At 68.6% G+C, this 22,026-nt stretch carries 29 protein-coding genes; 16 read left to right on the top strand and 13 right to left on the bottom strand.

What is annotated here, in order from left to right; genetic code table 11:
* Window positions 1-9: 9 nt before the first annotated feature.
* Window positions 10-1,164: a zinc-binding dehydrogenase gene (locus tag ITJ57_RS09945; protein WP_194669868.1), complete on the top strand. Its 1,155-nt coding sequence runs from the start codon at window positions 10-12 to the stop codon at window positions 1,162-1,164.
* Here ITJ57_RS09945 and ITJ57_RS09950 read toward each other — a convergent pair.
* From ITJ57_RS09950 to ITJ57_RS09960, 3 genes are read right to left on the bottom strand one after another with little or no spacing between them, the layout of a single operon-like run.
* A complete protein-coding gene (locus ITJ57_RS09950; protein WP_228507078.1) occupies window positions 1,161-1,919 on the bottom strand; it encodes a GntR family transcriptional regulator in 759 nt (252 codons plus the stop codon). The two genes, ITJ57_RS09945 and ITJ57_RS09950, sit on opposite strands and share 4 nt — an antisense overlap.
* 48 nt (window positions 1,920-1,967) lie before the next feature.
* Window positions 1,968-2,387, bottom strand: coding sequence for a hypothetical protein (locus ITJ57_RS09955; protein ID WP_194669869.1), 420 nt, complete (start codon window positions 2,385-2,387; stop codon window positions 1,968-1,970).
* Between the two features lie 60 nt (window positions 2,388-2,447).
* The gene (locus tag ITJ57_RS09960; protein ID WP_370582308.1) at window positions 2,448-2,822 is read right to left on the bottom strand and encodes a winged helix-turn-helix transcriptional regulator; all 375 of its coding nucleotides are present in this window, start codon (window positions 2,820-2,822) and stop codon (window positions 2,448-2,450) included.
* A 145-nt stretch (window positions 2,823-2,967) separates the two neighbouring features.
* On the opposite strand from ITJ57_RS09960, the gene ITJ57_RS09965 reads away from it, so the two are divergent.
* The gene (locus tag ITJ57_RS09965; RefSeq protein WP_194669870.1) at window positions 2,968-3,630 is read left to right on the top strand and encodes an FMN-dependent NADH-azoreductase; all 663 of its coding nucleotides are present in this window, start codon (window positions 2,968-2,970) and stop codon (window positions 3,628-3,630) included.
* A 168-nt stretch (window positions 3,631-3,798) separates the two neighbouring features.
* Here ITJ57_RS09965 and ITJ57_RS09970 read toward each other — a convergent pair whose 3' ends face one another.
* Window positions 3,799-5,172 carry an FAD-dependent oxidoreductase gene (locus tag ITJ57_RS09970; protein WP_194669871.1) on the bottom strand — a complete coding sequence of 458 codons (1,374 nt, stop codon included), beginning with the start codon at window positions 5,170-5,172 and terminating at the stop codon, window positions 3,799-3,801.
* Window positions 5,173-5,238: 66 nt separating this feature from the next.
* Between ITJ57_RS09970 and ITJ57_RS09975 the strand changes: the two genes are divergently transcribed.
* Both ITJ57_RS09975 and ITJ57_RS09980 read left to right on the top strand, forming a co-directional pair.
* Entirely contained in the window at window positions 5,239-5,913 is a 675-nt protein-coding gene (locus tag ITJ57_RS09975; protein WP_194669872.1) for a helix-turn-helix domain-containing protein, read from the top strand.
* A gap of 22 nt (window positions 5,914-5,935) precedes the next feature.
* Window positions 5,936-6,334 carry a low molecular weight phosphatase family protein gene (locus ITJ57_RS09980; protein ID WP_194669873.1) on the top strand — a complete coding sequence of 133 codons (399 nt, stop codon included), beginning with the start codon at window positions 5,936-5,938 and terminating at the stop codon, window positions 6,332-6,334.
* Window positions 6,335-6,350: 16 nt separating this feature from the next.
* On the opposite strand, the gene ITJ57_RS09985 is transcribed toward ITJ57_RS09980, so the two are convergent.
* Window positions 6,351-7,670: an NAD(P)-binding domain-containing protein gene (locus ITJ57_RS09985; protein ID WP_194669874.1), complete on the bottom strand. Its 1,320-nt coding sequence runs from the start codon at window positions 7,668-7,670 to the stop codon at window positions 6,351-6,353.
* An 84-nt stretch (window positions 7,671-7,754) separates the two neighbouring features.
* Here ITJ57_RS09985 and ITJ57_RS09990 point away from each other — a divergent pair, with 84 nt between their 5' ends.
* Window positions 7,755-8,102, top strand: a complete 348-nt coding sequence (locus ITJ57_RS09990; RefSeq protein WP_194669875.1) for a helix-turn-helix transcriptional regulator — start codon at window positions 7,755-7,757, stop codon at window positions 8,100-8,102.
* Window positions 8,099-8,626, top strand: coding sequence for an N-acetyltransferase family protein (locus ITJ57_RS09995; RefSeq protein WP_370582309.1), 528 nt, complete (start codon window positions 8,099-8,101; stop codon window positions 8,624-8,626). The genes ITJ57_RS09990 and ITJ57_RS09995 overlap by 4 nt, the downstream gene beginning before the upstream one ends.
* A 38-nt stretch (window positions 8,627-8,664) precedes the next feature.
* Here the strand turns inward: ITJ57_RS09995 and ITJ57_RS10000 are convergent, their stop codons facing one another.
* Window positions 8,665-8,823, bottom strand: a complete 159-nt coding sequence (locus ITJ57_RS10000) for a hypothetical protein (RefSeq protein WP_194669877.1) — start codon at window positions 8,821-8,823, stop codon at window positions 8,665-8,667.
* 20 nt (window positions 8,824-8,843) lie between these two features.
* A complete protein-coding gene (locus ITJ57_RS10005) occupies window positions 8,844-9,233 on the bottom strand; it encodes a hypothetical protein (RefSeq protein WP_194669878.1) in 390 nt (129 codons plus the stop codon).
* A gap of 321 nt (window positions 9,234-9,554) precedes the next feature.
* Here ITJ57_RS10005 and ITJ57_RS10010 point away from each other — a divergent pair, with 321 nt between their 5' ends.
* Window positions 9,555-10,130, top strand: a complete 576-nt coding sequence (locus ITJ57_RS10010; RefSeq protein WP_194669879.1) for a hypothetical protein — start codon at window positions 9,555-9,557, stop codon at window positions 10,128-10,130.
* 48 nt (window positions 10,131-10,178) lie between these two features.
* On the opposite strand, the gene ITJ57_RS10015 is transcribed toward ITJ57_RS10010, so the two are convergent.
* Window positions 10,179-10,451: a hypothetical protein gene (locus ITJ57_RS10015; RefSeq protein WP_194669880.1), complete on the bottom strand. Its 273-nt coding sequence runs from the start codon at window positions 10,449-10,451 to the stop codon at window positions 10,179-10,181.
* A gap of 140 nt (window positions 10,452-10,591) precedes the next feature.
* Between ITJ57_RS10015 and ITJ57_RS10020 the strand changes: the two genes are divergently transcribed.
* The gene (locus ITJ57_RS10020) at window positions 10,592-10,963 is read left to right on the top strand and encodes a hypothetical protein (RefSeq protein WP_194669881.1); all 372 of its coding nucleotides are present in this window, start codon (window positions 10,592-10,594) and stop codon (window positions 10,961-10,963) included.
* 104 nt (window positions 10,964-11,067) lie between these two features.
* On the opposite strand, the gene ITJ57_RS10025 is transcribed toward ITJ57_RS10020, so the two are convergent.
* Window positions 11,068-11,343, bottom strand: coding sequence for a hypothetical protein (locus ITJ57_RS10025; RefSeq protein ID WP_194669882.1), 276 nt, complete (start codon window positions 11,341-11,343; stop codon window positions 11,068-11,070).
* 148 nt (window positions 11,344-11,491) lie between these two features.
* The gene (locus ITJ57_RS10030) at window positions 11,492-12,421 is read right to left on the bottom strand and encodes a hypothetical protein (RefSeq protein WP_194669883.1); all 930 of its coding nucleotides are present in this window, start codon (window positions 12,419-12,421) and stop codon (window positions 11,492-11,494) included.
* Window positions 12,422-12,557: 136 nt separating this feature from the next.
* Here ITJ57_RS10030 and ITJ57_RS10035 point away from each other — a divergent pair, with 136 nt between their 5' ends.
* The 7 genes from ITJ57_RS10035 to ITJ57_RS10065 all read left to right on the top strand — a co-directional run bounded on the left by ITJ57_RS10035 (window position 12,558) and on the right by ITJ57_RS10065 (window position 19,167).
* The gene (locus tag ITJ57_RS10035) at window positions 12,558-13,100 is read left to right on the top strand and encodes a GNAT family N-acetyltransferase (RefSeq protein ID WP_194669884.1); all 543 of its coding nucleotides are present in this window, start codon (window positions 12,558-12,560) and stop codon (window positions 13,098-13,100) included.
* Window positions 13,101-13,139: 39 nt separating this feature from the next.
* Window positions 13,140-13,685 (top strand): DUF2087 domain-containing protein, encoded by a 546-nt coding sequence (locus ITJ57_RS10040; RefSeq protein ID WP_194669885.1) that lies wholly within the window; start codon window positions 13,140-13,142, stop codon window positions 13,683-13,685.
* Between the two features lie 178 nt (window positions 13,686-13,863).
* Window positions 13,864-14,730 (top strand): hypothetical protein, encoded by an 867-nt coding sequence (locus ITJ57_RS10045; RefSeq protein ID WP_194669886.1) that lies wholly within the window; start codon window positions 13,864-13,866, stop codon window positions 14,728-14,730.
* Window positions 14,731-14,841: 111 nt separating this feature from the next.
* The gene (locus ITJ57_RS10050) at window positions 14,842-15,714 is read left to right on the top strand and encodes a MerR family transcriptional regulator (protein ID WP_194669887.1); all 873 of its coding nucleotides are present in this window, start codon (window positions 14,842-14,844) and stop codon (window positions 15,712-15,714) included.
* A 439-nt stretch (window positions 15,715-16,153) separates the two neighbouring features.
* Window positions 16,154-16,930 carry an alkaline phosphatase family protein gene (locus ITJ57_RS10055; protein ID WP_228507082.1) on the top strand — a complete coding sequence of 259 codons (777 nt, stop codon included), beginning with the start codon at window positions 16,154-16,156 and terminating at the stop codon, window positions 16,928-16,930.
* 9 nt (window positions 16,931-16,939) lie between these two features.
* On the top strand, window positions 16,940-17,875 hold the full coding sequence (locus tag ITJ57_RS10060) for a hypothetical protein (RefSeq protein WP_194669888.1): 936 nt from the start codon (window positions 16,940-16,942) through the stop codon (window positions 17,873-17,875).
* A 482-nt stretch (window positions 17,876-18,357) separates the two neighbouring features.
* Window positions 18,358-19,167 (top strand): CPBP family intramembrane glutamic endopeptidase, encoded by an 810-nt coding sequence (locus tag ITJ57_RS10065; RefSeq protein WP_228507084.1) that lies wholly within the window; start codon window positions 18,358-18,360, stop codon window positions 19,165-19,167.
* Window positions 19,168-19,184: 17 nt separating this feature from the next.
* On the opposite strand, the gene ITJ57_RS10070 is transcribed toward ITJ57_RS10065, so the two are convergent.
* Complete coding sequence (locus ITJ57_RS10070; RefSeq protein WP_194669890.1) at window positions 19,185-19,634, bottom strand: hypothetical protein; 450 nt, start codon at window positions 19,632-19,634, stop codon at window positions 19,185-19,187.
* A gap of 109 nt (window positions 19,635-19,743) precedes the next feature.
* On the bottom strand, window positions 19,744-20,661 hold the full coding sequence (locus tag ITJ57_RS10075) for an SDR family NAD(P)-dependent oxidoreductase (protein ID WP_194669891.1): 918 nt from the start codon (window positions 20,659-20,661) through the stop codon (window positions 19,744-19,746).
* Between the two features lie 95 nt (window positions 20,662-20,756).
* Here ITJ57_RS10075 and ITJ57_RS10080 point away from each other — a divergent pair, with 95 nt between their 5' ends.
* Window positions 20,757-21,200, top strand: coding sequence for a MarR family winged helix-turn-helix transcriptional regulator (locus ITJ57_RS10080; protein WP_194669892.1), 444 nt, complete (start codon window positions 20,757-20,759; stop codon window positions 21,198-21,200).
* 28 nt (window positions 21,201-21,228) lie between these two features.
* Here ITJ57_RS10080 and ITJ57_RS10085 read toward each other — a convergent pair whose 3' ends face one another.
* Entirely contained in the window at window positions 21,229-21,912 is a 684-nt protein-coding gene (locus tag ITJ57_RS10085) for a response regulator transcription factor (RefSeq protein ID WP_370582310.1), read from the bottom strand.
* Window positions 21,913-22,026: the final 114 nt, after the last annotated feature.

Here is a 22,026-nt window from a genome sequence, read left to right on the forward strand (position 1 = left end):
GCATCGACGATGCGGATCGAGCTCGACCCGGCGCCGACGGCGATGGTGTGGGTGCAACCGGGGCGTCGTCACGAGCGCATCGCGGTGCCGTCGGTCTCGCTGGCACCCGGTGAAGCCCTCGTCGCGATCGAGCTGGCGACCATCTGCGGCTCCGACGTGCACACCGTGCTGGGGCACCGCGAGGCTCCCACGCCGCTGGTGCTCGGCCATGAGCAGGTCGGCCACGTCCAGGCCGTCGGCGACGGTGCCGTCACCTCCTCCGGAGAACTGCTGCGGGTGGGGCAGCGCGTGGTGTGGGCGCTCACCGTCGGATGCGGCGACTGTTCCACCTGCGTTCGCGGGCTCCCGCAGAAGTGCCAGACCGTGCGCAAATACGGCCACGAGCGGCTCGAGACCGGTTGGGAGCTCAGCGGGGGATTCGCGTCGCATGTGCACCTGAAACGCGGCACCGCGATCGTGCCGGTTCTGGGCGACGATCTCCCCGCCGAGGTGCTCGCACCCGTCTCGTGCGGCACCGCCACGGCGGTCGCCGCCCTCGACGCCGCCTCGGCCATCGTCCCGCTGGACGGTGAGGTCGTGATCGTACACGGCGCCGGGCTGATCGGTCTCACCGCCTGCGCGATGGCGAGCGACGCGGGCGCGAGGGTCATCGTGGTGGACCCCGCCAAGCGGCGTCGTAAGCTGGCGACCCGGTTCGGGGCCGTCGCCACCGTCGACCCGACGGAACCGGGATCACTCCAGGCCTCGCTCGACCTCGTCGGAACTCGGCCGCTGGTGGCGATCGAGGCGTCTGGATCCCCGCTCGGCGTCTCCGCGTCGATCGACGTGCTGGGTGTCGGCGGCGTCGCCGTGCTCGTCGGCAGCGTGTCGCCTAGCGACCCCGTCGCCCTCGACCCGGAGAGCGTGGTGCGGAGACTCGTCACCATCCGCGGCGTGCACAACTACGCACCGGCCCACCTGGAGCTGGCCGTCCGCTATCTCGCCGAACGCCACGATGCCCATCCGTTCGCGGAACTGGTCGGGGCGACGGTGGCGCTCGGCGATCTCGACGACGGTCTCGAGGCCGCCATGGGTGGACGTGCCGTGCGTATCGGCGTGGCCCCTGGCCTTGCCCCGCTCGCGCCCTGCCATGCGACCCGCGAGGTCGCGGCGCCCCAGCGCTAGGCGGGTTCGGCGCCGATCGCGCCGATCGCGCGGATGAAGTGTCCGCCCTCGCGAGCGCGCCCCGAGGCGGAGACGGTGAACCGGATGATGTCACTGCGGTACCGGTCGTCGGAGGCCTCGAAGATACGGCCGTCCGGGCCCCTCGTGACCCGGTGGAGGCGGAGGATCGGGGTGCCCGGCTCGACGTCGAGCAGCCGGCTGTCGAGCTCGTCGGCCGCGACGGCGTCGATCTCGTGATCGACGTCCTGGTAGCCGTAGCCCCGCCCGTTCAGGTACTCGGTGATCGAGATGGTGTCGAGGTCGACGTCGAACAGCGCTCGGCCGACCTCCTCGATGAAGGTGAGCCGTTCGAGCATCGTGGGACGCCCGTCGAGCAGACGCAGCCGGACGACCTCCACGATCGGGTCACCGACCGCGATACCGAGCGCAGCGGCCTTCTCCTCGTCGGCGCGGCGCAACGAGACCTCCTGAGTGAGCGCGCCCGGTGTCGTGCCCATCGATTCCGCCCAGCGCGTGAACGGGATGGACACGTCGGCGGCCTGCTGCGCTTTCCGCTCGGCGACCCGCGCGGGCCTGCCCCGCCGGGTCTCGATGAGGCCCTCGTTCCGCAGCGCCGCCAGGGCGTTCCGGATCGGCCCGCGCGAACTCCGCCACAGCTCGGCCAGCTCGCCCTCGCTCGGCACGTCGTCGCCCGGCGACAGCTCGCCGCTCACGATCTTGCGGCGGAGGTCATCGGCTATCTGGACGTACAGCATGGCGGACACATAGGCATACTAGTTGCCGCCTTCGACGTGCAGGGGTGGTCAGGCCGTGCCGTCCACGTTCGGGCGTACTCGTGTGGATGATCGCCCGAACCAGTTCCAGAGCGGACGAGCCGTGACGGCGATGAGCACCGCGAAGAGGCTCTGGTTGACGACCCCGAAGACCGAGAGCCCGCCGAGCGTCGCGAAGACGGTCCAGTTGACCGCGATGTCGGCGATGATCACGGCGCTGCCGAGCACGATGCCGGAGCGCCGGCGCAGGATGATCAGCACCGCAGTCGCCGGATCGAGGATCGTGAGTGACACCCAGAACAGCCGCACACCGGGAGGGAAGCCCCCGTAGACGTCCAGTCCGCCAAAGATCAGATCCGCCGTGTGCGTGGTCGTCCCGATGAGGAAGCCGATCACCCACAGGATCTGGAACACCCTGAGCGCTCGTGCTGGTGCGGGGAGAGCGGGCATGCGCTCATCGTACTGAGTCGGCGGTGGCGGCACCTCGCTCGCCATCCGTCGCGGCGGAGGCTACGAAGCGGATTCCTCCTCCAGCGGCGGTTCCCAACGGCGCGCGTACCGCGCCATCGGCTGCAACGACCGGATGAGCTCCGTGCCGCGTTCGGAGAGCCGATAGCGGATGCTCACCGGCGTCGTCGGCTCGACGAGTCGTTCGAGGAGACCGGCCGATTCGAGATCACGGAGCCTGACGCTGAGCATGCGTCCGGAGAGCCCATCGACGCGGCGTTCGATCTCGGTGAATCGTTCAGCACCCATGCCCAAGGCGAGGAGGATTCCACTCGACCAGCGCTTGCCGACGATCTCCATGACACCGGCGAGACGACGGCATTCCTCGTCGTCGATGCGCAGCGGGCGTCGCGATGGGACGGTCTTGTCTGGAGTCACGTACCTAACGTAAGCCGCTTACGCGTCGTTTGTCGAGGACGTCGCGTACCTCGATGCTGGATGCATGCCCGGTCGGCGTACCGCGACTCGCCTGACCGGACGCTCAGTCCTTGCACACACCACCAACACCAGGAGTTGACCCCCTATGTCCCTGCTTCGCATCGACGCATCCATCCGCCTCGACGGCTCCACCAGCCGCGCCCTCGCGAACATCGCCGAAGCCCAATGGCTCGACACGACGAGCGACGCCCGGGTGGTTCGCCGTGACATCGGCACCACCCCACTGCCCAGCGACGCCTGGGCACACGCCCTGGCGGCGGGCGCGACCCCGGAAGACGATCGCACGCCCGAACAGCGAAGCGCCCACGGCCTCGTCACCACCCTGGTGGACGAGCTCGCCGAGGCCGACGCGTACCTGTTCGCCGTGCCGCTCTACAACTTCGGGGCTTCGCAGCACTTCAAGATCTACGCCGACCTCGTCATCGCAGATCCGCGCATGTCGCCCGGACTCACCCCAGTGACCGCAGGCAAGCCCGGCGTGCTGGTGACCGTGCAGGGCGGGAACTACTCGCCGGGTACGCCGAAGGAAGGCTGGGACCACGCGACCGGCTGGATGCGCCGCATCCTCCAAGACGTGTGGCAGATCGACCTGGAGATCGTGACCCGAGAATTCACCCTCGTCGGCGTCAACCCAGCCCTGGACGCCTTCACCGACCTGGCCGCGGACCTCAAGGCCAACGCAGAACAGCGTGCCCATCACGTCGGCCGCGAACTCGTCCAGCGCCAGCTCGAGGCCGCGACCCGCTGACCTGCGACATCCTGCTCCCAGTCCCAGTCCCAGTCCCAGCCCCGGATCTGGCCGGGGCTGTGTCGTCGCCGTCGCCCATGTCTGCAATGACCTCGGCACGCCACGATCCGCACAGCGAGACCTCTCCGACGCCCCGGTAGACGAACTCCGGGTAGGACGCAGTGGTGCCTACCGCGTCAGTGCCTCACGGCTCCATGCCTGTGTCGCCACCTGCACGGCGTCCCACGGGGAACCGAGCGGTGGCGTGTAGGAGAGGTCGAGGTCGCTCATCGCGTCGACCGTCATGCCGTGGTGCAGGGCCGTCGCATAGGTGTCGACGCGTTTCGCGATTTCGGCCCCGCGGGTGCCGACGAGCTGCGCACCGAGCAGCAGACCGCTGTCGGTTGCTCCGGTGATCCGGATGTTGATCGGTGTTGCGCCCGGGTAGTAGGCCTTGTGGTCGTCCGCGACCGCCGTCGAGCTGTACGGCGTGAACCCTGCCGAGACGGCTTCGTGGTCACGGAGCCCGGTGCGGGCGGCAATCAGGTCGAAGACCTTCACCACCTGGGTGCCGAGGCTTCCGGCGAAGCGAGCGTTGCCGCCGGTCGCGTTCTCGCCCGCGACGCGGCCCTGCTTGTGCGCTGTCGTGCCGAGCGGCAGATACGTGACGCCCAGGAGGCGGTGGTGGGTGACGATGCCGTCGCCTGCCGCCCAGACATGCGGCAGGCCGGTGCGCATCTGCTCGTCGACCACCACCGCACCACCAGGCCCAGTCGCAGCGCCGGCCTCCGTGAGCAGGCTTGTGTTCGGCCGGACGCCGACGACGACGAGCACGAGCTCGGCGCTGCGCTTGAACGGCCGGCCGTCCTGCAGGCCGGTCACGGTGAGACCACTGTTCGTCTTGCTGAGGTGCTCCACTCGGGTGTCGGTGATGACGTCGACGCCGTGGCGGGTGAGTTCGTCGTGGACGAGGGAGCCGAGTTCCGGGTCGAGGGTGGAGAGCACTTCGAGGCCGCGCTGTAGCTGGGTGACCCGCAGGCCGCGGATGGTGAGGGCCTCTGCCATCTCCAGGCCCACGTAGCCGGCGCCGACGATGATCGCGGTCTCCGGTCGGTGGGTGTCGAGGTACGCCTCGAGGGCGAAAGTGTCGCCCATCGAATGCAGCAGGTGCACCCCGTCGTCGGGGCCGAGCTGGTCGAGGCCCGAGATGCCCGCGGTCGAGGGTGAGGCTCCGGTGCCGACCATGAGTTCGTCGTAACCGATCGTCGACTCCGTGCCGCGCTCGTCGCGGACGGTGAGGCGCTTCCCGGCGACGTCGATCCCCGTTGCGAGGGTGTTCAGGCGCAGGGTCATGCCGGTGGCTTCGAGGTCGGCATGGGTGCGGTGTGCGAGTGACTGCCAGGGCTGGACCTCGCGGGAGAAGTAGTAGGGGATGCCGCAGATGGAGAAGTTCGGGTAGGCGTCCGCGACAATGACCGTCACGTCCGCCGAGGGCTCGAGTTCGCGGGCGCGGAGGGCGGTGGAGATACCGGCGTCACTGCCGCCGATGACTGCGAGATGCATGGAGACCTTTCGGATGGTGGCGGCACTATCTTGACTGGGAAACTTACTTCAGTCAATATTGAACTAATGAACATCGAACGAACTGAAACGGTCGAGGTGCGGGCGGCGAAACACGCGGCGCTCGGTGATCCGACGCGCCTGCAGATGATCGACCTGCTGACGTTGGGTGACCTGTCCCCGACGGAGATCCGGGTCGCACTCGGCACCCCTGGCAATCTGCTCACGCACCACCTGAACGTGCTCGAATCCGTCGGCATGATCACCCGCACGACGTCCGAGGGTGACAAGCGCCGCAGCTACGTGCGTCTCAACCCCGACGGGTTCGATGGCATGGGGTCGGGGGCTACAGCCTCAGCGAGTCGGGTCGTGTTCGTGTGCTCGGCGAACTCCGCACGCTCCCAACTCGCCGCCGCCCTCTGGGCGACCCGGAGCAGCGTCCCCGTCGCCTCCGGAGGCACACACCCGGCCGAACGCATCGCGCCGGGTGCTATCGCCGCCGCCGAGCGTCACCAGCTCGCTCTCCCGTCGAGCTCCCCGAGTGCTCTGGACGCGGTGCTTGCCGACGCGGACTTCGTCATCACGGTGTGTGACAACGCGCACGAGGAGATCGGCGTCACGGGCGATCTGCACTGGTCGATCCCCGACCCGGTACGCGTCGGCACCGATGCCGCGTTCGACGCCGCCTATACCGAACTGGAGCGCCGCATCGCGGGCCTCGCTCCCCGCCTGCTCGCCTCCTGACCAGAAAGCACCCAGCGCCCTCATGACCACGACCAAGCCCGTCGTCCTATTCATCTGCCAGCACAACGCCGGCCGCTCCCAACTCGGCGCAGCGCTCCTCGAACACCTCGCCGGAGACCGCTTCACCGCGACCTCGGCAGGCCTCGCCCCCTCGGACACGGTGAACCCTGCGGTGGCAGCGACCGTCGCTGAGCTCGGCCTCGACATCACCGACCGAGTGCCACGGGCGGTCACCGTTGCGGACCTCGATCAGGCCGACGTCGTGGTGCTCATGAAGCCCGGCCTGACGTTGCCTGCCACCCCGCGCGGCGGGGTCCGGGCCTGGTCGTTCCCGAACCCCGAAGCCTGGGACGTCGAAGCCGTGCGCCCGCTGCGGGAAGCCGTGGCCGAGCAGATCCGCACTGAGCTGCTCACCAGATAGCTCCCGCAGCGAGCGGTCAGACGCTTGCTGGTGGGCGACCGATCTGCAGCACCTGCTCCGGCACCGCGCAGCACGAACCACCCAGCGACGCACCAGCAGCATCGAACAGGCCAGCCCCACCGCACACGCCCGTGTCCGGCAGCACCAGTTCCACCCGCTCCGCCGCAGCCTGATCGCCCGCGAGAGCGGCGACGACGGAGCGCACCTGCTCGTAGCCGGTCATCGCGAGGAACGTCGGCGCCCGCCCGTAGGATTTCGCGCCGACGATGTAGAAGTCCGGTTCCGGCTGCGCGAGATCCTTGGCGCCGGTTGCGGCGACGGATCCGCAGGAGTGGAGGTTCGGGTCGACTTCGGCCGCGATCCGCACCGGAGCCTGTAGCGTCGGATCCAGCTCGATCCGCAGCTCCGACAGGAACGACAGATCAGGGCGGAACCCGGTCAGCACGATCACCCGATCAGCTGCGGAGAGCTCGCGGCCGTCCTCCGACACCAACACGGTCTGGTCGCCGTCACGCGCCACACGCTCGACACGGAAGCCCGTGACGAGGTTGATGAGGCCGCCGTCGACGAGTTCCTTCGCCTTCAACCCGAGCGCGCCGCGGGCGGGCAGCTCGTCAGCGTCACCGCCACCGAAGGTGTTCCCGACCGTGCCGCGACGCAGCACCCAGGTGACCGTGGTGTCGGGATTGCGGCGGACGATCCGCGCGAGGGAGATGACCGCGGTCACGGCCGAGTGCCCGGACCCCACCACGACGGTGTGCTTGCCCTCGAACCCTGCCTGGTTCCGGAAGTCCGGAATCCGGTAGCTGAGCGTCTCGGACGCGGCCCGCTCCCCGAGCGCCGGCAGACCGTCCGCCCCGGCCGGGTTCGGCTTCGACCAGGTGCCCGAGGCGTCGATGACCGCTCGAGCGTCGAGGCGGTACTCGCCGCCCGCGGACTCCACGTGCACCGTGAACGGCTGCTCTGCCCGGCCGGCATCCACTAAACGATCGCGACCACGGCGGGACACACCGACGACGCGGGAACCGAACTGCACCCGCTCTCCGAGAGCATCCGCGAGGGGTGCGAGGTACGAGCTGATCCACTGAGCGCCGGTCGGGTACCCCTTCGTCGGCGAGGTCCACCCCGTCGGAGCGAGCAGCCGAGCGGACGCCGCGTCGACCAGCTCGGACCAGTCGGAGAACAACCGCACATGACCCCATTCGGCCACCGCCGCAGCGGTCGAGGAACCGGCCTCGAGGATCAGTACCGGAACGTCGCGCTCCACCAGGTGCGCTGCAGCAGCCAGGCCCTGGGGGCCTGCGCCAATCACGATCACGGGCAGCTCGTTCACCATCTTCGACTCCAATCGACAACCATGAATACGACGAGACTGATCGAAACATCGACAGATGTCAATACGACGTGTCAGACTGTGGCCATGCCGATCGAACCACCCCTCCTGGAAGCCGATGCCGCAGCGTGCTGCACCCCTGTGACCGGCGGGGTGCTCGCGCTCGACGAAGCCGAGCGGATCGCGCACACCTTCAAAGCGCTCGGCGACCCGGCCCGAGTCCGTCTCCTGTCGTTGATCGCCGCGAGCGAGGGCGGTGAGGCGTGCATCTGTGACCTCACCGAGCCCGTCGGGCTGTCGCAGCCCACGGTGTCGCACCACATGAAGATCCTCGTCGACGCGGGTCTCGCGACCCGCGATCAGCGCGGCCGATGGGCGTACTTCCGCGTGGTCACCGACGGACTCGAACGTGCCTCCCAGGCGATCCGCCCGTGACCGGTGCAGTCACCGTCCGTCCGCTCGAGGCCGCCGACTGGTCTGCTGTCGAGACCATCTATCGCGAGGGCATTGCGACGGGCAATGCCACGTTCGAGGCCGAACCACCGAGCTGGGAACAGTTCGACGCGGGCAAGCTGACCATCGGCCGACTCGTCGCCGTCGACGAATCGGGGACCGTCCTCGGATGGGTCGCAGCATCGCCCATCTCTGGGCGCCAGGCGTACCGTGGCGTGGTCGAACATTCCGTCTATGTCGCAGCAGGAGCGGCAGGACGCGGCGTCGGAACACAGTTGCTCTCCGCATTCATCGCTGCGGCCGACCACGCTGGGATCTGGACGATCCAATCGACCGTCTTCCCCGAGAACCTCCCAAGCCTCGTGCTGCACGAACGAGCCGGGTTTCGCATCGTCGGGCGACGCGAGCGCATCGCCCACATGAGTCACGGACCCTCCGCGGGACGCTGGCGCGACACCATCCTCCTCGAGCGACGCGCCGCCTCTCCGGTGAGTGATGACGCCTGAGCGACGTACCGACCACTTGGTATTCGACTGAGCTCGGGTCAGCGCAGGCGGCCACCGGTGAACGCACGGGACGCGGCCAGGAGCGTGTCGAGGGGCGTGTCGATCGCCACCTCACCGACCTGGAAGCCCAGCTTGGCGAGTCGTGCGAAGGCTGCCTGCGGGAGGGTGGTGGTGACGCCGGGGGACTGCGCCGTCACGCCCGGCAGGAGGTGGAAGGTCAGGATCCGCCACCGGCCGCGCGAGCGGATCGAGACGCGCTCGACCGCACCCAGGGGAGGAAGACCTCGCTTTGCTGGATGCTGCCGCTGAGGCCTGCCGCGTCGAGGGTCATCACCGTGCGCCTCACGGACTGTGCACCCCGCACGGTCGCCAGCTGCAGCGCGAGGAACAGCATGAACCACGAGATGACGCCGAACAGCAGCGCGGACAACGCACCCAGCGCGAACCCGCTGGACGAGGCGGTGAGGGCGGCCAGCAGCGCGCCCATGATCGGTATCAGGCCGGCGCACACGAGAGCCATCACGAACGCGGGGCGGGTCGCCCGCTCGGTGCGAACCGGGTCGGACCCGACGACGAGGGGAGGGAAAGCGGTCGGTGCACCAGTCATGAGGCCAGTATGCCGCGCGTGTCGGATAGGGGTCGCAGCCAGTCCCTCCTGTCGACGAACGACTCCCATCGCCCTGGCCGGGTTCGGCCCTGGGGTGTGGTTGGCTAGCATCTGCGCCTTCGGGCGCCTCGACCCTCACAGCTGATCGAACATCCTCGGCGAGCGGCAGTCCTAACCCGGGGTCCCGACACCCCGGTGCAGGCATCGTCGGGACTGATGACGAGCACGACCCGACGATCCTCGAGAGCGCAGACGCTCGCCGGTCGAGGCGCGGGCGAACCGCTGCGAGTCGGCGGCTGGACGAACTGAACGGAGAACACGGTGAAGCAACTCGGCCTGACCACGAGGGTGCTGCTCGTCTGCGCGGCGTTCGCCGCCGTGCACCTGTTGCTCCACCTCGCGACGGGGACGTTCCTCGCGGTGCTGGCGCCGACGTCCCCGCCGTTGTACGCGCTCGGCGCGGGCGTCCACGGCGTGCTCCCGTTCGTGGCGCGCCGGTACACGGGTGCCGTCGGCAGCGCGACGGTCACCGCGGGCATCGCAGGACTCCTCATCGCGGCGACCAGCCCCTCGGGCGTCATCATCCTCGTCCCGTTCCTCCTCACCGGTACCGTCATCGACCTCGTGGTCTGGAAGGTGGACCACGAAAACCGGGGTCCGCGGACGGTGCAGGCCAGATATCTGCTCGCGGCGGTCATCCTCGGTGCTGCGCTCTTCGGCGTCTCGCTCGCGGTCTTCTCACCGGAGCACCTCACGGCGCCCATCGTCCTGGGGACGCTCCTCGGACGCATCGTCGGTGAGGTCGTCGCCGCCGTGCTCTCGGGAATGATCGCCCGGGCGCTCCAGCGAGCCGGCGTCGGGACCCGGTCACGTCGACCTTCCTCGTCCAGGCGATAGCGGCGAGACCACCGCTCACGGCGCTCGTGAGGTTCGAGGCCGGACGGCTCAGGACGGCGGGCGGACGAACCGCTCCGGTGCCGTGCGGGTTCCGCTGAGGAACTCGGTGAGGCCCGCAGCGAAGTCCATCGATGAACCCACGAAGAGTACACTTTCATCCGGCGCGACGTAGATCATGCCGCCGCCGCGGACGGTGTGCACGACGCACACCCCGGCATCGTCGTCGAGCGGGATCGACCGCAATGCGGCATTTGGGGTGAGCTGCCCGAAGTACCGGGTACCCACCGCGGTGAGACGGTCGATGGTGGCGTCGTCGGTCATCGTCGGTCCTGTCGTCGAAGGTCAGGGGAGGGCGGGGTCGGGAACGGCCAGGTGAACGGCGGCGTCCCGGTGATCCCACCAGGGTAGATCGCTGCCACGGCTCCGTCGGCGGTCGACACTCCCCGCGTTACCCTCGGCTCATGGACACGGACTGGATCGAACATCGACGGTCGGGCGACGGCGAACGGTTGGGCTGGATGCTGCCCGACGGCGAGGGGTTCATCGTGATCGACCTCTTGGGGCGCCGGAGGACCGGGGCGGTGGACTGGATGGAGGCCGAGGAGACGCTCGACGAGATCGGGTTGAGCTACCTCGCCGAGCCTCATGAGCTCCGCCTGGACGACGGATCATGGTTGCGGGTCCGTATCGCGGAGGTCTCGCCGACCGGCATCCGGGTGAAGAAGGACGACTGGGGCGACATGCGCGCGACGCAGCTGTTCTACGACGTGTCCTTCCCCGTGAGTGACGATCGACTTCGACCGATGCGCCCGTGCACGTCGGCCGAGGTGTGAGAGGTCACCGATGAACGAGACGAACCGTCCGCTGAGCCTCGGCCAACGGATCGCCGCCCGGTACGCCGATGCCCTCGATCGGTACTTCGCGGGTCACCGCCCAGCTACTCGGTCGGCAGGTTGATCGTGAGTTCGCCGGGTAGTCCGGACGCTGCGAACGCTGCCTGGATGGCCGCGGTGACCTGGTCATCCGGCTTGCTGAGGTTGGCGTGGAGCGTGGTTCGGCCGTCGGCGACCGTATAGATGATGCTGTCCAGGCCCGATGATCCCTGGAACGGGATGGTGAGAGTGTCGAGGAACGCGGCGAGTGCGGCGGGCGGTGTCTCGTCAGTGGGCGCGGGGGCGGGGTTCGCGAACGGCAGGTTGGAAGAACATCTCACACCACTGCTCGGCGTGCCGACGTGAGATTGCGGCGACGAACGGAGCCGACGATGGCAGCACAGACTTGCAGGACGGCCGCAGTAACGTATGCGTGCTGTCCGGCGATCACGGTGTCGTCAGAGCTTTCGAAGCCCGACCCGATTCGTCTCATCGTCGGGCGAAGAGCCGCTCGAACAGCGTGGGCTTCGGAACAGGCCGACTGCCGGCGATTCTGCGCATCCGCGCCTGGATCTCGGGATCGCTCTGCATCGCCAATGTCGCCAACCGGGCCGATCCGAGACCCCATCGCGACCAGTGCTTGCGGTGCGCGTTCACTGCCTTGATCTGGCTGAGCTGGTTCAGCTCGCCGAGTTCCCGCCATCGCGTGAGGTCGAGCAGCGCGATCTCCTCGGCGTACGTCTCGTTCACCCGGGTGATTCCTGCGTTGCCCGCGCGCTGGCGCGCCGGAGTCTCGGACGAGCCGTCACCCGCTGCGAGGTGGATGGTGGCGAGTTCGTCGAGCAACTCGTCGAACACCGCGCGCAGTTCGGAACGGACCTTGGGCGATGTGGCGACGATGCGATCCTCCTCGGTCTTCCACGCGATCAGGACACCGCCCGAGCACAGGCGGCACAACTGTTCGGGCACGATGCGGCTCGAGGCGTAGCCGCACTGGCAATACCCGGCGATGTTCGCGAGGGTGTCGTCGAGTGAGACGAAGGTGCTGTTCTCGTCCGACTCGGCCTCCTCGATGGCCTCGATCAGGAACAGGGCCCCAGGCACGCCGACGGCCGCTGCTCGCGCGACGTAGCTGCCGGGCACCCGGGTGATCTTCGCGGTCCACAGAGCGACGTCCTCGGCACTGAACAGCCCACGGGCCTGACGGACGTATTCACTGATGCTCCGCTCGACGATCGTCTCGAGTTCTGCGTCGAATCGCTTCATCGCCGCGTCGTCCGAGGGGTCGTCGAACCGTTCGTTCAGGGCGATCACTGCCTCGCGGCCGGTGGCCATGATCGCCTCATGCACGGCCGCAGCACGCGGATTCCGCTCCAGGAGGAGCTCTTCCGTACCGAGTATCTCGATGTTCGTGATCATGGGGTTCCTCGCAGCAGGTGGGACGACAGGAGAGCCGGTGTACGCACCGCCATTGTGCACGGTGCGGCCCCGTGTGGTCGACATCCGGCGGATCGGAGGTCGTCGTGCGCAACCGTCCGCGCGTTAGCATCTCGGAATGACTTCCGACGTGGACCTGGGCCGCGGAGTGGTGCTCCGCGCAGTGACGATCGACGACTCGGCCGCGCTGGCCGACGCTTACCGGAAGAATCGCGACCATCTGGCGCCGTGGGATCCGGAACGATCCGAGGCGTTCTACACCGAGGGCGGCCAGGAGGGCGCCACCCGGCAGCTCCTCCTCGAACAGGAGGCCGGGGCGGCTCTGCCACTGGTGCTCGCGGATTCGTCGCGCATCGTCGGGCGGGTCAACCTCACGGGGATCGTGCGGGGCGCCTTCCAGAGCGGGAACCTGGGGTACTGGATCGACGCCGACCACGCAGGTCGAGGGCTCATGACGGCCGCCGTCGGTGTCGCCGTCGACCTGGCTCGCGACGACCTGCGGTTGCATCGGATCCAGGCTGGCACCCTGCCGCACAACGTCGCATCGCAGACGGTCCTCAAACGATGTGGGTTCGTCGAGTTCGGCCTCGCCCCGGAGTACCTGCGCATCGCGGGCCGATGGCAGGACCACCGCCTGTTCCAACGCATCCTCACCAGGTAGTGTCTCGTCGCGGGTCACGGGAGTACGGGCAGGGGAGCGATGGAGAACACACACGACACCGGAGACTGGCGACCGCTGCTCGCCGCGCTGGCGAACGACGACGCGCGTTCGATCTACGCGCAGATTGTTCTCGGAGCCAGCCCCTCCTTGGAGCCGTCGAAGCAGGCCACGAAACGCACGGGGAAGGCGCTCCGGCTGCTGCTGCGCGCCAAGCTCGTTGTCGAAGAGGACGGCGTCTTCGAGGCACCCGCTGACGCGCTGCTCCGGGCGCTCGAGGCGGGAGCTCCGGCTCGGAAAACGGGTGTCGATCGATTCCTGAACGATGGTCGGATCGTCCAATACCCGGCCCAGCCGGCCGAGCGAGAGGAACTGCTCCGCTGGGTGGCCGGACAGACGCTGGCCGATGGCGAGACCCTCGACGAGCGGGACATGACCGAGCGTCTCCGACGGTTCCACGAGGATCCTGCCGGCCTGCGCCGGTATCTGGTCGACTTCGCGCTCATCGAACGCACAAGATCCGGGAGTGAATACCGGCGTGCGACGGACGCGCGGCGATCCTCACCGGAAGATGACAGCGCGATCTAGCGTCCGCCGCCGGGAGGGTCTTGGGCTGATGGGCACCGCCGGCGTCCTCGGCGAAGCCAACGAACAGGCGGCGAAGGACGCGATCTCCGGCCGAGTCGCTGGTCGTCGACCTCGGGGTCGGCATGGGCAGGGTCGCCGCAGCGTCACCGGTGTCGGCGGTCCGTCATAGCTTCGGAACGTGTCGGAACGTGTTGAATCATGGTGGGCCCGCCGCCAATGGTCGAAGGGCCTCGAGACGCCCTATCCGGTCGGCGCCTACCGGCATGCGTGGGCGCCGTTCCCCGCGTTGTGGCGCCAGTACCACGCCGACCTCAACGCGGGGATCGTCCTCAGCCAGGTGCCGCCGGCGGCCGACGTCCTGCTGCAGTGGCAGTGCGACCGCGGACACCGCTTCGTCGCGACCCCGACGGAGCAGCGCTCGCGGCCCGGGAGAGAGCGCCGTCGGAGCGCCTGGTGCCCGGAGTGCGCCGATGAGGCGAACCCGTCCAGGGTCGTCGCGCTACCGATGCGGGAGTCGGTGACCGACCCGGTGCTCGCAGGCGCCGGTGTCGTCCGGGAGCGTCGCGGTCGCCGTCAAGCGTCGCTGTGTGACAAGACGCCGGACGTGCCGGTGGGGGAGGCGTTCGCCTCTGCGTGTGCACCGAAGCCGGCCTCCGCTGTCGAGGACCGGCTCCGCGCGGACGTCCACGAGCGTCTGGCTCTGACCACCGGCATGAACGCCGTGCGCGTCCAACGCCCGTTCTTCAATCACGTCGAGGTGTGGCCCGACCTGGTCTTCCCGGAACTCCGCATCGCGATCGAGTACGACAGCATCGGCAGACACGGTGTCGAGCACGTCGGTCGCCGCGAAGAGGCAGACCGACGGAAGGATCGTGCGCTGCGGTCCGCCGGCTGGGAGGTCGTCCGCCTCCGCACCGGGAAGCTCGAAGCCCTCGGGCCCCACGACCTGCAGCTCACCTCGTGGAACGGCCGGGCGCTCGACCGGCTGATCGAGACGCTCAGAACCATCCGGGGACCACTGCTGGTCGACGCGTATCTGCGCTGAACCGTGGAGGCCCGACCGGAGCAGCCTACCGACGGATCAGGCACGGAGTTGCACCTGCCGTAGCGTCATGTGATGCAGTGGTCGTATTCCGCCCACCGAGGAAGGACCATCATGTTCTCGTCATTCACCCCGCCACGCCAGGTCACGATCGGCGGTGCCGCCGCCTTCGTCGGCACCACGCCGCGGGCGATCCGTCACTACCACCAGATCGGTCTGCTCCCGGAGCCCGCGCGGGGGAGTGACGACCGCCGCCGCTACGGCTACGAGGAGATGGTCCAGCTGCTGTGGATCCGCCGGATGGCCGACGCCGGCATCGCCCTCGACGACATCCGAGACGCCTTCGCCGCCGCGTCCGACACCGCCGATGGGGATGGCGACGTCGCGCAGACCCTGGATCGGCTCGAGGCGTCGCTCGTCGCCAAGCAGGCCGAACTCGAGCTGCAACGCACCGCCGTCCAGCGGATGCGCGCGCAGGGAAGCCGGTTGGGACTGCTCTCCGACCTGGTGAGCGACCGCCTCGCCGATCTGCCCGAAGGGGCCCTCCGGCAGGACGACCTCGACACGCTGCTCGTGACGGAGCGGATCTTCGGCGAACTCAGTGCGTGCGTCCAGGCGTCGCGCTTCATCGCCCTGGCCACCCACCCCGAGTTGCGCGAGGAGGCCGATCGGGTCGACGCCGCCGAACAGACGCTCGACGACACGGTCGCCGTCGACGACCCCCGCGTGGCGCAGGTGGCAGCCGAGCGGCACGCCTTCGAGACCGCCCTCAACACGGTCATCGAGGACTCCGGCCTGGCGCAGGCCGACGCCGAGCGGTTCGACGCCTGGGACGAAGCACACCCCGTCTCTGACGACGGAGCCGGCGCGACGTGCGGGACGACGAGCCTCACCGAGTCGGTACGGATGATGCCCTACGACTTCTCCCGGGCGCGCCTGCGGAGCATGGAATTGGCGCCGGAGCTCGACGTCCTCGGCTCGGTCTGAGGTGCCGCGCTCCGTGATCGCCCATGGCGAGGAGTGAGGGGCCGGACCGGCGTCATCGAGGCGGTCGATGGTCGCGCGGCGGCCTGCGAGGATTGGTGCATGCGTGTACTGGTTGACGGCGGGTCCGGCGTGCTCGGCCGAGCGGTGATTCCGATGTTGCTCGCACTGGGCCACGAAGTGAGTGCGACATCACGATCGACCGAGAAGCTGCACCTACTGGAGCAGCTCGGAAGTCGATCGCGATCCGCGCTTCCATCAGGCGTCGCTCGTCGAGCGGCATGATCTGCCGTGCGAGCTCGCGCAAGCCGGTGAGGCCCCGTGGTGAGGGATCGGCCGCTCGAGCGCGTTCGTTGGTGGCGTCGAAGACTCCGGCGAAGGCCGCGTCGACCACGGCGTCCTTGCTGGAGAAGTAGTAGCGCAGCACGCGAAGCGCATCGGCCTGGCGGCCCTCCGGCACACCCCGGAACTGAAGCTCATCTACGTCTCGCTCACCGACCGGGTGCAGCATGCGGCCGCGCCGGGGGAGGCCCTCGCCGACCAGTTCTTCATCGAATTCGACCGCCTCCTCGGCGACTACCTCGACGCCGGATGCCTCGTCGCGATCACTGCCGACCACGGGATGAACAGCAAGCACGATGCCACCGGCGAAGCACGCGTCATCCACCTCGAGGACATCCTGCGCGACGCGGGCATCGCCTTTGACGAGATCGTGCTCCCGATCATCGACCCGTACACGAAGCATCACGGCGCGCTCGGCTCCTTCGCCTGGATCTACCTCGCCGACATCGACCGCGAACGCGCCCGTCGAGCCCTGACGGCGGTCCCCGGGATCGAGGAGGTGTGGGATCGAGAGGCCTCCGCCACGATCTACGAACACCCCTTCGACCGCATTGGCGACCTCGCCGTCACCGCCGCAGCCGACACCGCGCTCGGCCGGACGGCTTCCGCTCACGACCTCACGCAGCTCCACGCTGCGCTGCGCTCGCACGGTGGTCGGTATGAGCAACTCGTCCCGCTCATCATCAGTGAACCGGTGACCGGGCCGCTCGCCGAATGCTACGCGGCGAACGTGCTCCGCAGCCGTGACATCCACGACCTCGTCCTCAACAACACCCGATCCGGCGGGTTCCGGCGCGAGGTCGTCGCTGGACGGACGACCGGTCGGCACGGCGGATGGGGAGCGGTCCCCATCCGCCCGACGGTGCAGGACCAGTAGCGTGTGGCCATGAGGAAACGCACAGCACTCGTCGGCGTGCTCGCCATCGCCGTCTCGCTCACGGGATGCGCACGGGGGATCGACACGGACGACTCCGGGAGCACCGCGCTCGTCGAGGAGTTCTTCGCACACCTCAAAGCGGGTGAGGCCACCAAGGCTGCGGCGTTGACCACGATCGACTTCCCCGAGGAGTTCATCGACGACGACTTCTACCGCGCATCCGACGCCTTGCCGGCCGATGCACGCATCGTCGAGACGAGGGGCTACGACTCCGGAGGGTTCAGGGCGACCGTCGAGTACACGTTCGACGGTGCCGAAGTGCCTGGCACGCTCGAACTCTCGGTGTCGCGCGAGGACGGGGAACTCCGGATCACCGGCTGGCGGGGCGACACCCCGAACACGATCGGCGGCATCGAGTCGGCCGCGACGGTGACGGTGAACGACCAGCTGGAGTACCCGCTCGCCGAGGACGGCGCTGAGCTTCAGCTGCTCCCCGGCGCGTACGGCGTGAGGTACGACGATCCGACCGGCTTGACGAGACTGCTCGGCACGGACGACGCGTTCACCGCTTACGTCCCGAACCTCGGAGGAGACGAGAGCGAGGCCGACTTCAGCTTCTCGCCGGCGTTCACGACGGATGTGGAGCCGGGACTCGCCGCCGCCGTCGAGGGGTTGCAGGCGGCATGCGCGGCCGAGCGGTTCGTCGGGCCGTCCTGCCCGGCGGAGCTGACAGGTTCGCTGCCGGGACCGCTGGGGGACTCCGTGACCGCGGAATGGTTCCGCGAGCCGGGTCCCGTGTTCACCCTGATCGACGGTGAGTACCACGCGACGTCGTCGTTCCGTGTCCGGTTCTCCGACGATGCGCTCCCCATCACGACCGTCTCCTACACCGGCGTGCTGACCCGCGACCCGGCCGGCGGCATCGCCTTCACCCCGGAGCCGTAGATCTCCACGGATGCCGGTCGACGGATCGCGCCAACCCGCCCGCGCCGATGACGACGCCGAAGGAGCTGCATTGGAACAGACTTCGGGTATGTCTGCACCAATCACGATAGGGACGCCGGTTCAGGACTTGGCTCGCACAATGAGCGCGGAGTACCCTCCGGCTTCGACGCCGTCCGGGCCTTCCCACAGCTGGAACAGGTCCTTGCGCACCTTGTCCGGCAGGTCGGAGGCGGCGATTCGGGCGCGCCGCCCTCTCTATCGGCTTGGCCAATCCGCGAACTTCTCTGCGAGGCGCTCGATCACGCCGTCGATCAGCTGCGCCTCGTCGGGATTCAGTGTGGCGCGAGGAGGCACCGTGCTGCTCTGTGGCCATTCGTGAGTCCTGCTGGGTAAATCGCTCCGGTTTCCACGCGTGGGGTTCTGCGAGGTCGTCGTGCGGTGTTCACCGACTGGTCGCTGGGCGCCGGTAGGGTGCGCGGGTGATGGTTGATCGGTGGCGGGCGCTCGGGTTCGGCTTCTTCGTGCATGTTCTGCGCTTCGGGGTGATCGTGGGAGCGCTTGCGCTCGCACCACTGCTGGGAGTATCGGGTTGGTATGTGGGATTGTTCGCCAACCTCGTGTGCGTTCTCCTCGCGGTCGTCTTGGTGACGGTGCGTGGCCTGTGGCGCGTGTCGGGTCTGTTCCTCCTGTCGCGGGGGAGGACGGCTGCGCTGTTCCTCGTGCCGTTCATCCTCGAGGTGCTGTTGTGGGTGGTGCCGGGTGGTCTCGTCGAGCGACCGCCCGGGTTCGGACTCTGGGCCGTGACGCTGTTGCTCGTCGGGGTGAATGAGGAGCTCATCAGCCGTGTCGTCGTGTTGGAGCGGATGCGGCGCTCCTTCGGTCCCGCCGGCGCCGTCGTGCTCACCGGTGCCCTGTTCGGCCTGCAGCATCTCTCCCTGTTCGCGACGACTGGACGAGGAGTGGACGATGTCCTCCTCAACGTCCTCGTCTCCGCGTGCTACGGCATCGGGTTGGCGGCGTTCCAGTTCCGCTTCCGTTGGGTGCTTCCGTTGATCCTCATCCACGCTGCAGCCGACTTCACGACCATCCTGTCCGCGAACCCGCTGTCCGACCCTGTCGTCGCGATCACCTGTGTGGTGTTCCTCGCGACCGCGGCCCTGATGCTGCGCCCGCTCATCATCGGCCGACCGCCTTCCGCCACGGCTTCGCCCCCTCAGCGACGCTCAGATGCAGAGCGCGCAGGAGCACAGCTGTCACCGAAGCGGACGACCGGGGGCTGGCGTCGGCGCTGAGAGGAGTCCGGTCAGCGTCACTGAGCCTCGCTGTCAGCGGGGAGGTCGACGCGTGCGAGGAGGGTGGCCTTGTTCATGCGAGAGTAGCCGGCGATGCGCTGTTGCTTCGCGAGCTGGCGCAGCTCGATCATCGTCGGGACGCCTCCGGTGGGAGTGGGCAACGGCGGAATCAGTAGGGACCGGCGCTGCGTCCTCACGCGGGATGATGCTTCATCTGCCCGTGCTTGCTGTGCGGCCAACCCGGTGACGGCTTTCTCGTGCTTGGCCGAGAGCTTCTCCGTCCGTTTCGCGAGCGCAGCCGCGTGCTTGCGGAGCTCTTTGCTCGATGAGCGGACCGCTTCGCGGGCGGCATCCACTGCCTGTTCGGCACGGACGAGGGCTTTCTCAGCAGCTCGCCGCTGCTGCTTCTCGGCCAGTTTCGCCGCGGCCTTGGCATCCTGCTTCTTGTCGGTCTTCTTCTTGGACATCGCACGTACCTCCACTGGCTGAACCCGCTCGGTTGTGCCCCACGGTACCCAGGATTCGCAGTGCATTCCAGGCGTGTGAACTTCATACCGTGGGAATGCAGAACCGGGTTCAGGAGCTCGCGGAGAGGATCGGGGCTCCGATGAGGCGCTCGGTCTCGTCCCACAGGAACGCCCCCAGGGCCGGATCGAGGCTGATGGGCGGCGCGGGGACCAAGTGAGGGGGTCCGACCTCGCGCCGTTCCGGACCGATGTAGGCCAGCGGCGGAAGGTCGGGAGTGCTCACGGCGAGGACGGCCGAGCGGGCCGCCTCGTGTTTGCCGGCGACGATGCGGGAGAAGAGCGGGCCGATGACGGCGGCTGCGGCCCTGACGAATGCGCTGCGCTGGTGGACGCCGGACCGGTCGACGGTGAGGGCGTCGATGGCGGCTCCGGGGTGCACGACGATCGATCGCGTCGAGCGGCCCTGGGCTTCGAGCCGGCGGGCCAGCTCGAATCCGAACAGCTGCACGGCGTGTTTGGAGTTGGTGTACGCGATCCGGGGTCGGTAGTCACGCTGGGAGAGCCAGTCCGACCGGTCGAAGGGATGAGTCGCCGTGACGAGGCTGCCCTGGTGGACGACTCGGGCACCCACCGTCCGCGCGAGCGCTGGCAGGGCGTGCCGCAGGAGCTCCGCGTGAGCGAGGTGGTTGACGCCCATGGTGTGCTCGACGTCGAACGGCCCGACCCGACGCGTCCGGCTCGGGCCCACCACACCGGCGTTCAGCACGAGTCCGTCGAGCCGGTCGAGCTCGCCCAGGTGCGCACCCGCCGAGCGGACAGTGTCGACGTCGTTGAGGTCCGCCGTCAGAGCACGATGGCGGTGCGGATGGGGGAGCAGCTCGATCACCGTTCGTGCTCGAGCCGGGGAGCGTCCGATCACGATGACCTCGGCCCCGAGTGCGGCCAGCTGTTCGGCGATGAAGTACCCGACGCCTGAGGTGGCTCCGGTGACCGCGATGACGCGGGAGTCCAGTCGTTCAGTGGTCATGGCAGGTCATCCTCCGGTCGGGAATATGCTTCGAGTCTTGAATCACCCGCTGACCATAACACTTCAAGACTCGAAGGAGCTGTTACGGTTTCCCCATGGACCTGAGGACCGCGGACACGGCTTCCGCGCTGCTGGCTGCGTACGACGTCACGGCCCGGACGACGGAGTCGGTGACGCCGGCGCTCGACGAGCTGGGTCTCACCATGAACACCGCGTACGCGTTGTGGATGGTCGAACCCGATGTGGACGCGTTGCCGATGAAGGAGCTCGCGGCACGCATGCACTGCACGCCGCAGAACGCGACGTTCCTCTACGGGCAGCTCGAGCAGCGTGGGCTCGTGGAGCGGCTCCCGGACGTCTCGGATCGCCGGCAGCGTGTCGTCTCCCTGTCGGCGCGTGGGAGCGCCGTCAGATCGTCGATGATCGATGCGGTGCTCCGGCACAGTCCACTCAACGGCCTCACCCAGCGAGAACTCGCGGTGGTCGGTCGCCTCCTCGTGAAGGCCGCCCGCTCAGGCTCGGAGCGCGCCCGGCCATGACATCGTTCCGGGGGAGCCCGCGCCGGTCTCAGCGGGCGTGGAGGGTGTACCCGACACCGTAGACGGTGACCAGCCTGGCCGGACGCTGCGGATCGGTCTCGATCTTCGCCCGGAGGTTCTTCACGTGGGTGTCGATGGTGCGGTCGCCGATCCAGCGGTCCGTGCCGTGGAGCCGGTCCAGCAGGCGGGCACGGCTGAGGACGATACCGGGATGCAGGGCGAACTCCTCCAGGAGGTCGAACTCGGCACGCGTGAGGTCCAGCGGTCGCTCCCCGAGGGTGGCCTGATGGCGGTCCGGGTCGATCTCGAGGTCGCCGACCGCGATGACCGTCGACGCGGTCACGGTGCGGCGCGCGCGTCTCAGGAGAGCGCGGACCCGCGCGACGAGCTCGCGGGGGCTGTACGGCTTGGCGAGGTAGTCGTCGGCGCCGAGCTCGAGCCCGAGCAGCAGGTCGTTCTCCGTCGAGCGGGCGGTGAGCAGGAGGATCGGGAGGTCGAACTCCTCCTCGCGCAGCGTCCGGCAGACCGTGAGGCCGTCGGCGCCGGGGAGCATCACGTCGAGGACGAGCAGATCCGGCGGCGAGCGGCGCACCTCCGCGAGCGCCTCGGCACCGTCCGCGAGCACCGTCACGTCGTGCCCCTCGCGTTCGAGGTAGCGGCGCACGAGCTCCGACTGCAGTGCATCGTCCTCGACGATCAAGACTCTGGTCACGTTCCGATCCTAGGTACGGGCTCGGCATGCGGTCGGGCTCGGCACGGTTCGCTCACAAGTCGCTCACATCCGGCGACGAGGGTGGGTCACAGCCGTCCACACCTGAGGAGGAAC

The sequence above is a fragment of the Plantibacter sp. VKM Ac-2880 genome, from assembly GCF_015351235.1.
Taxonomy (GTDB): domain Bacteria; phylum Actinomycetota; class Actinomycetes; order Actinomycetales; family Microbacteriaceae; genus Plantibacter.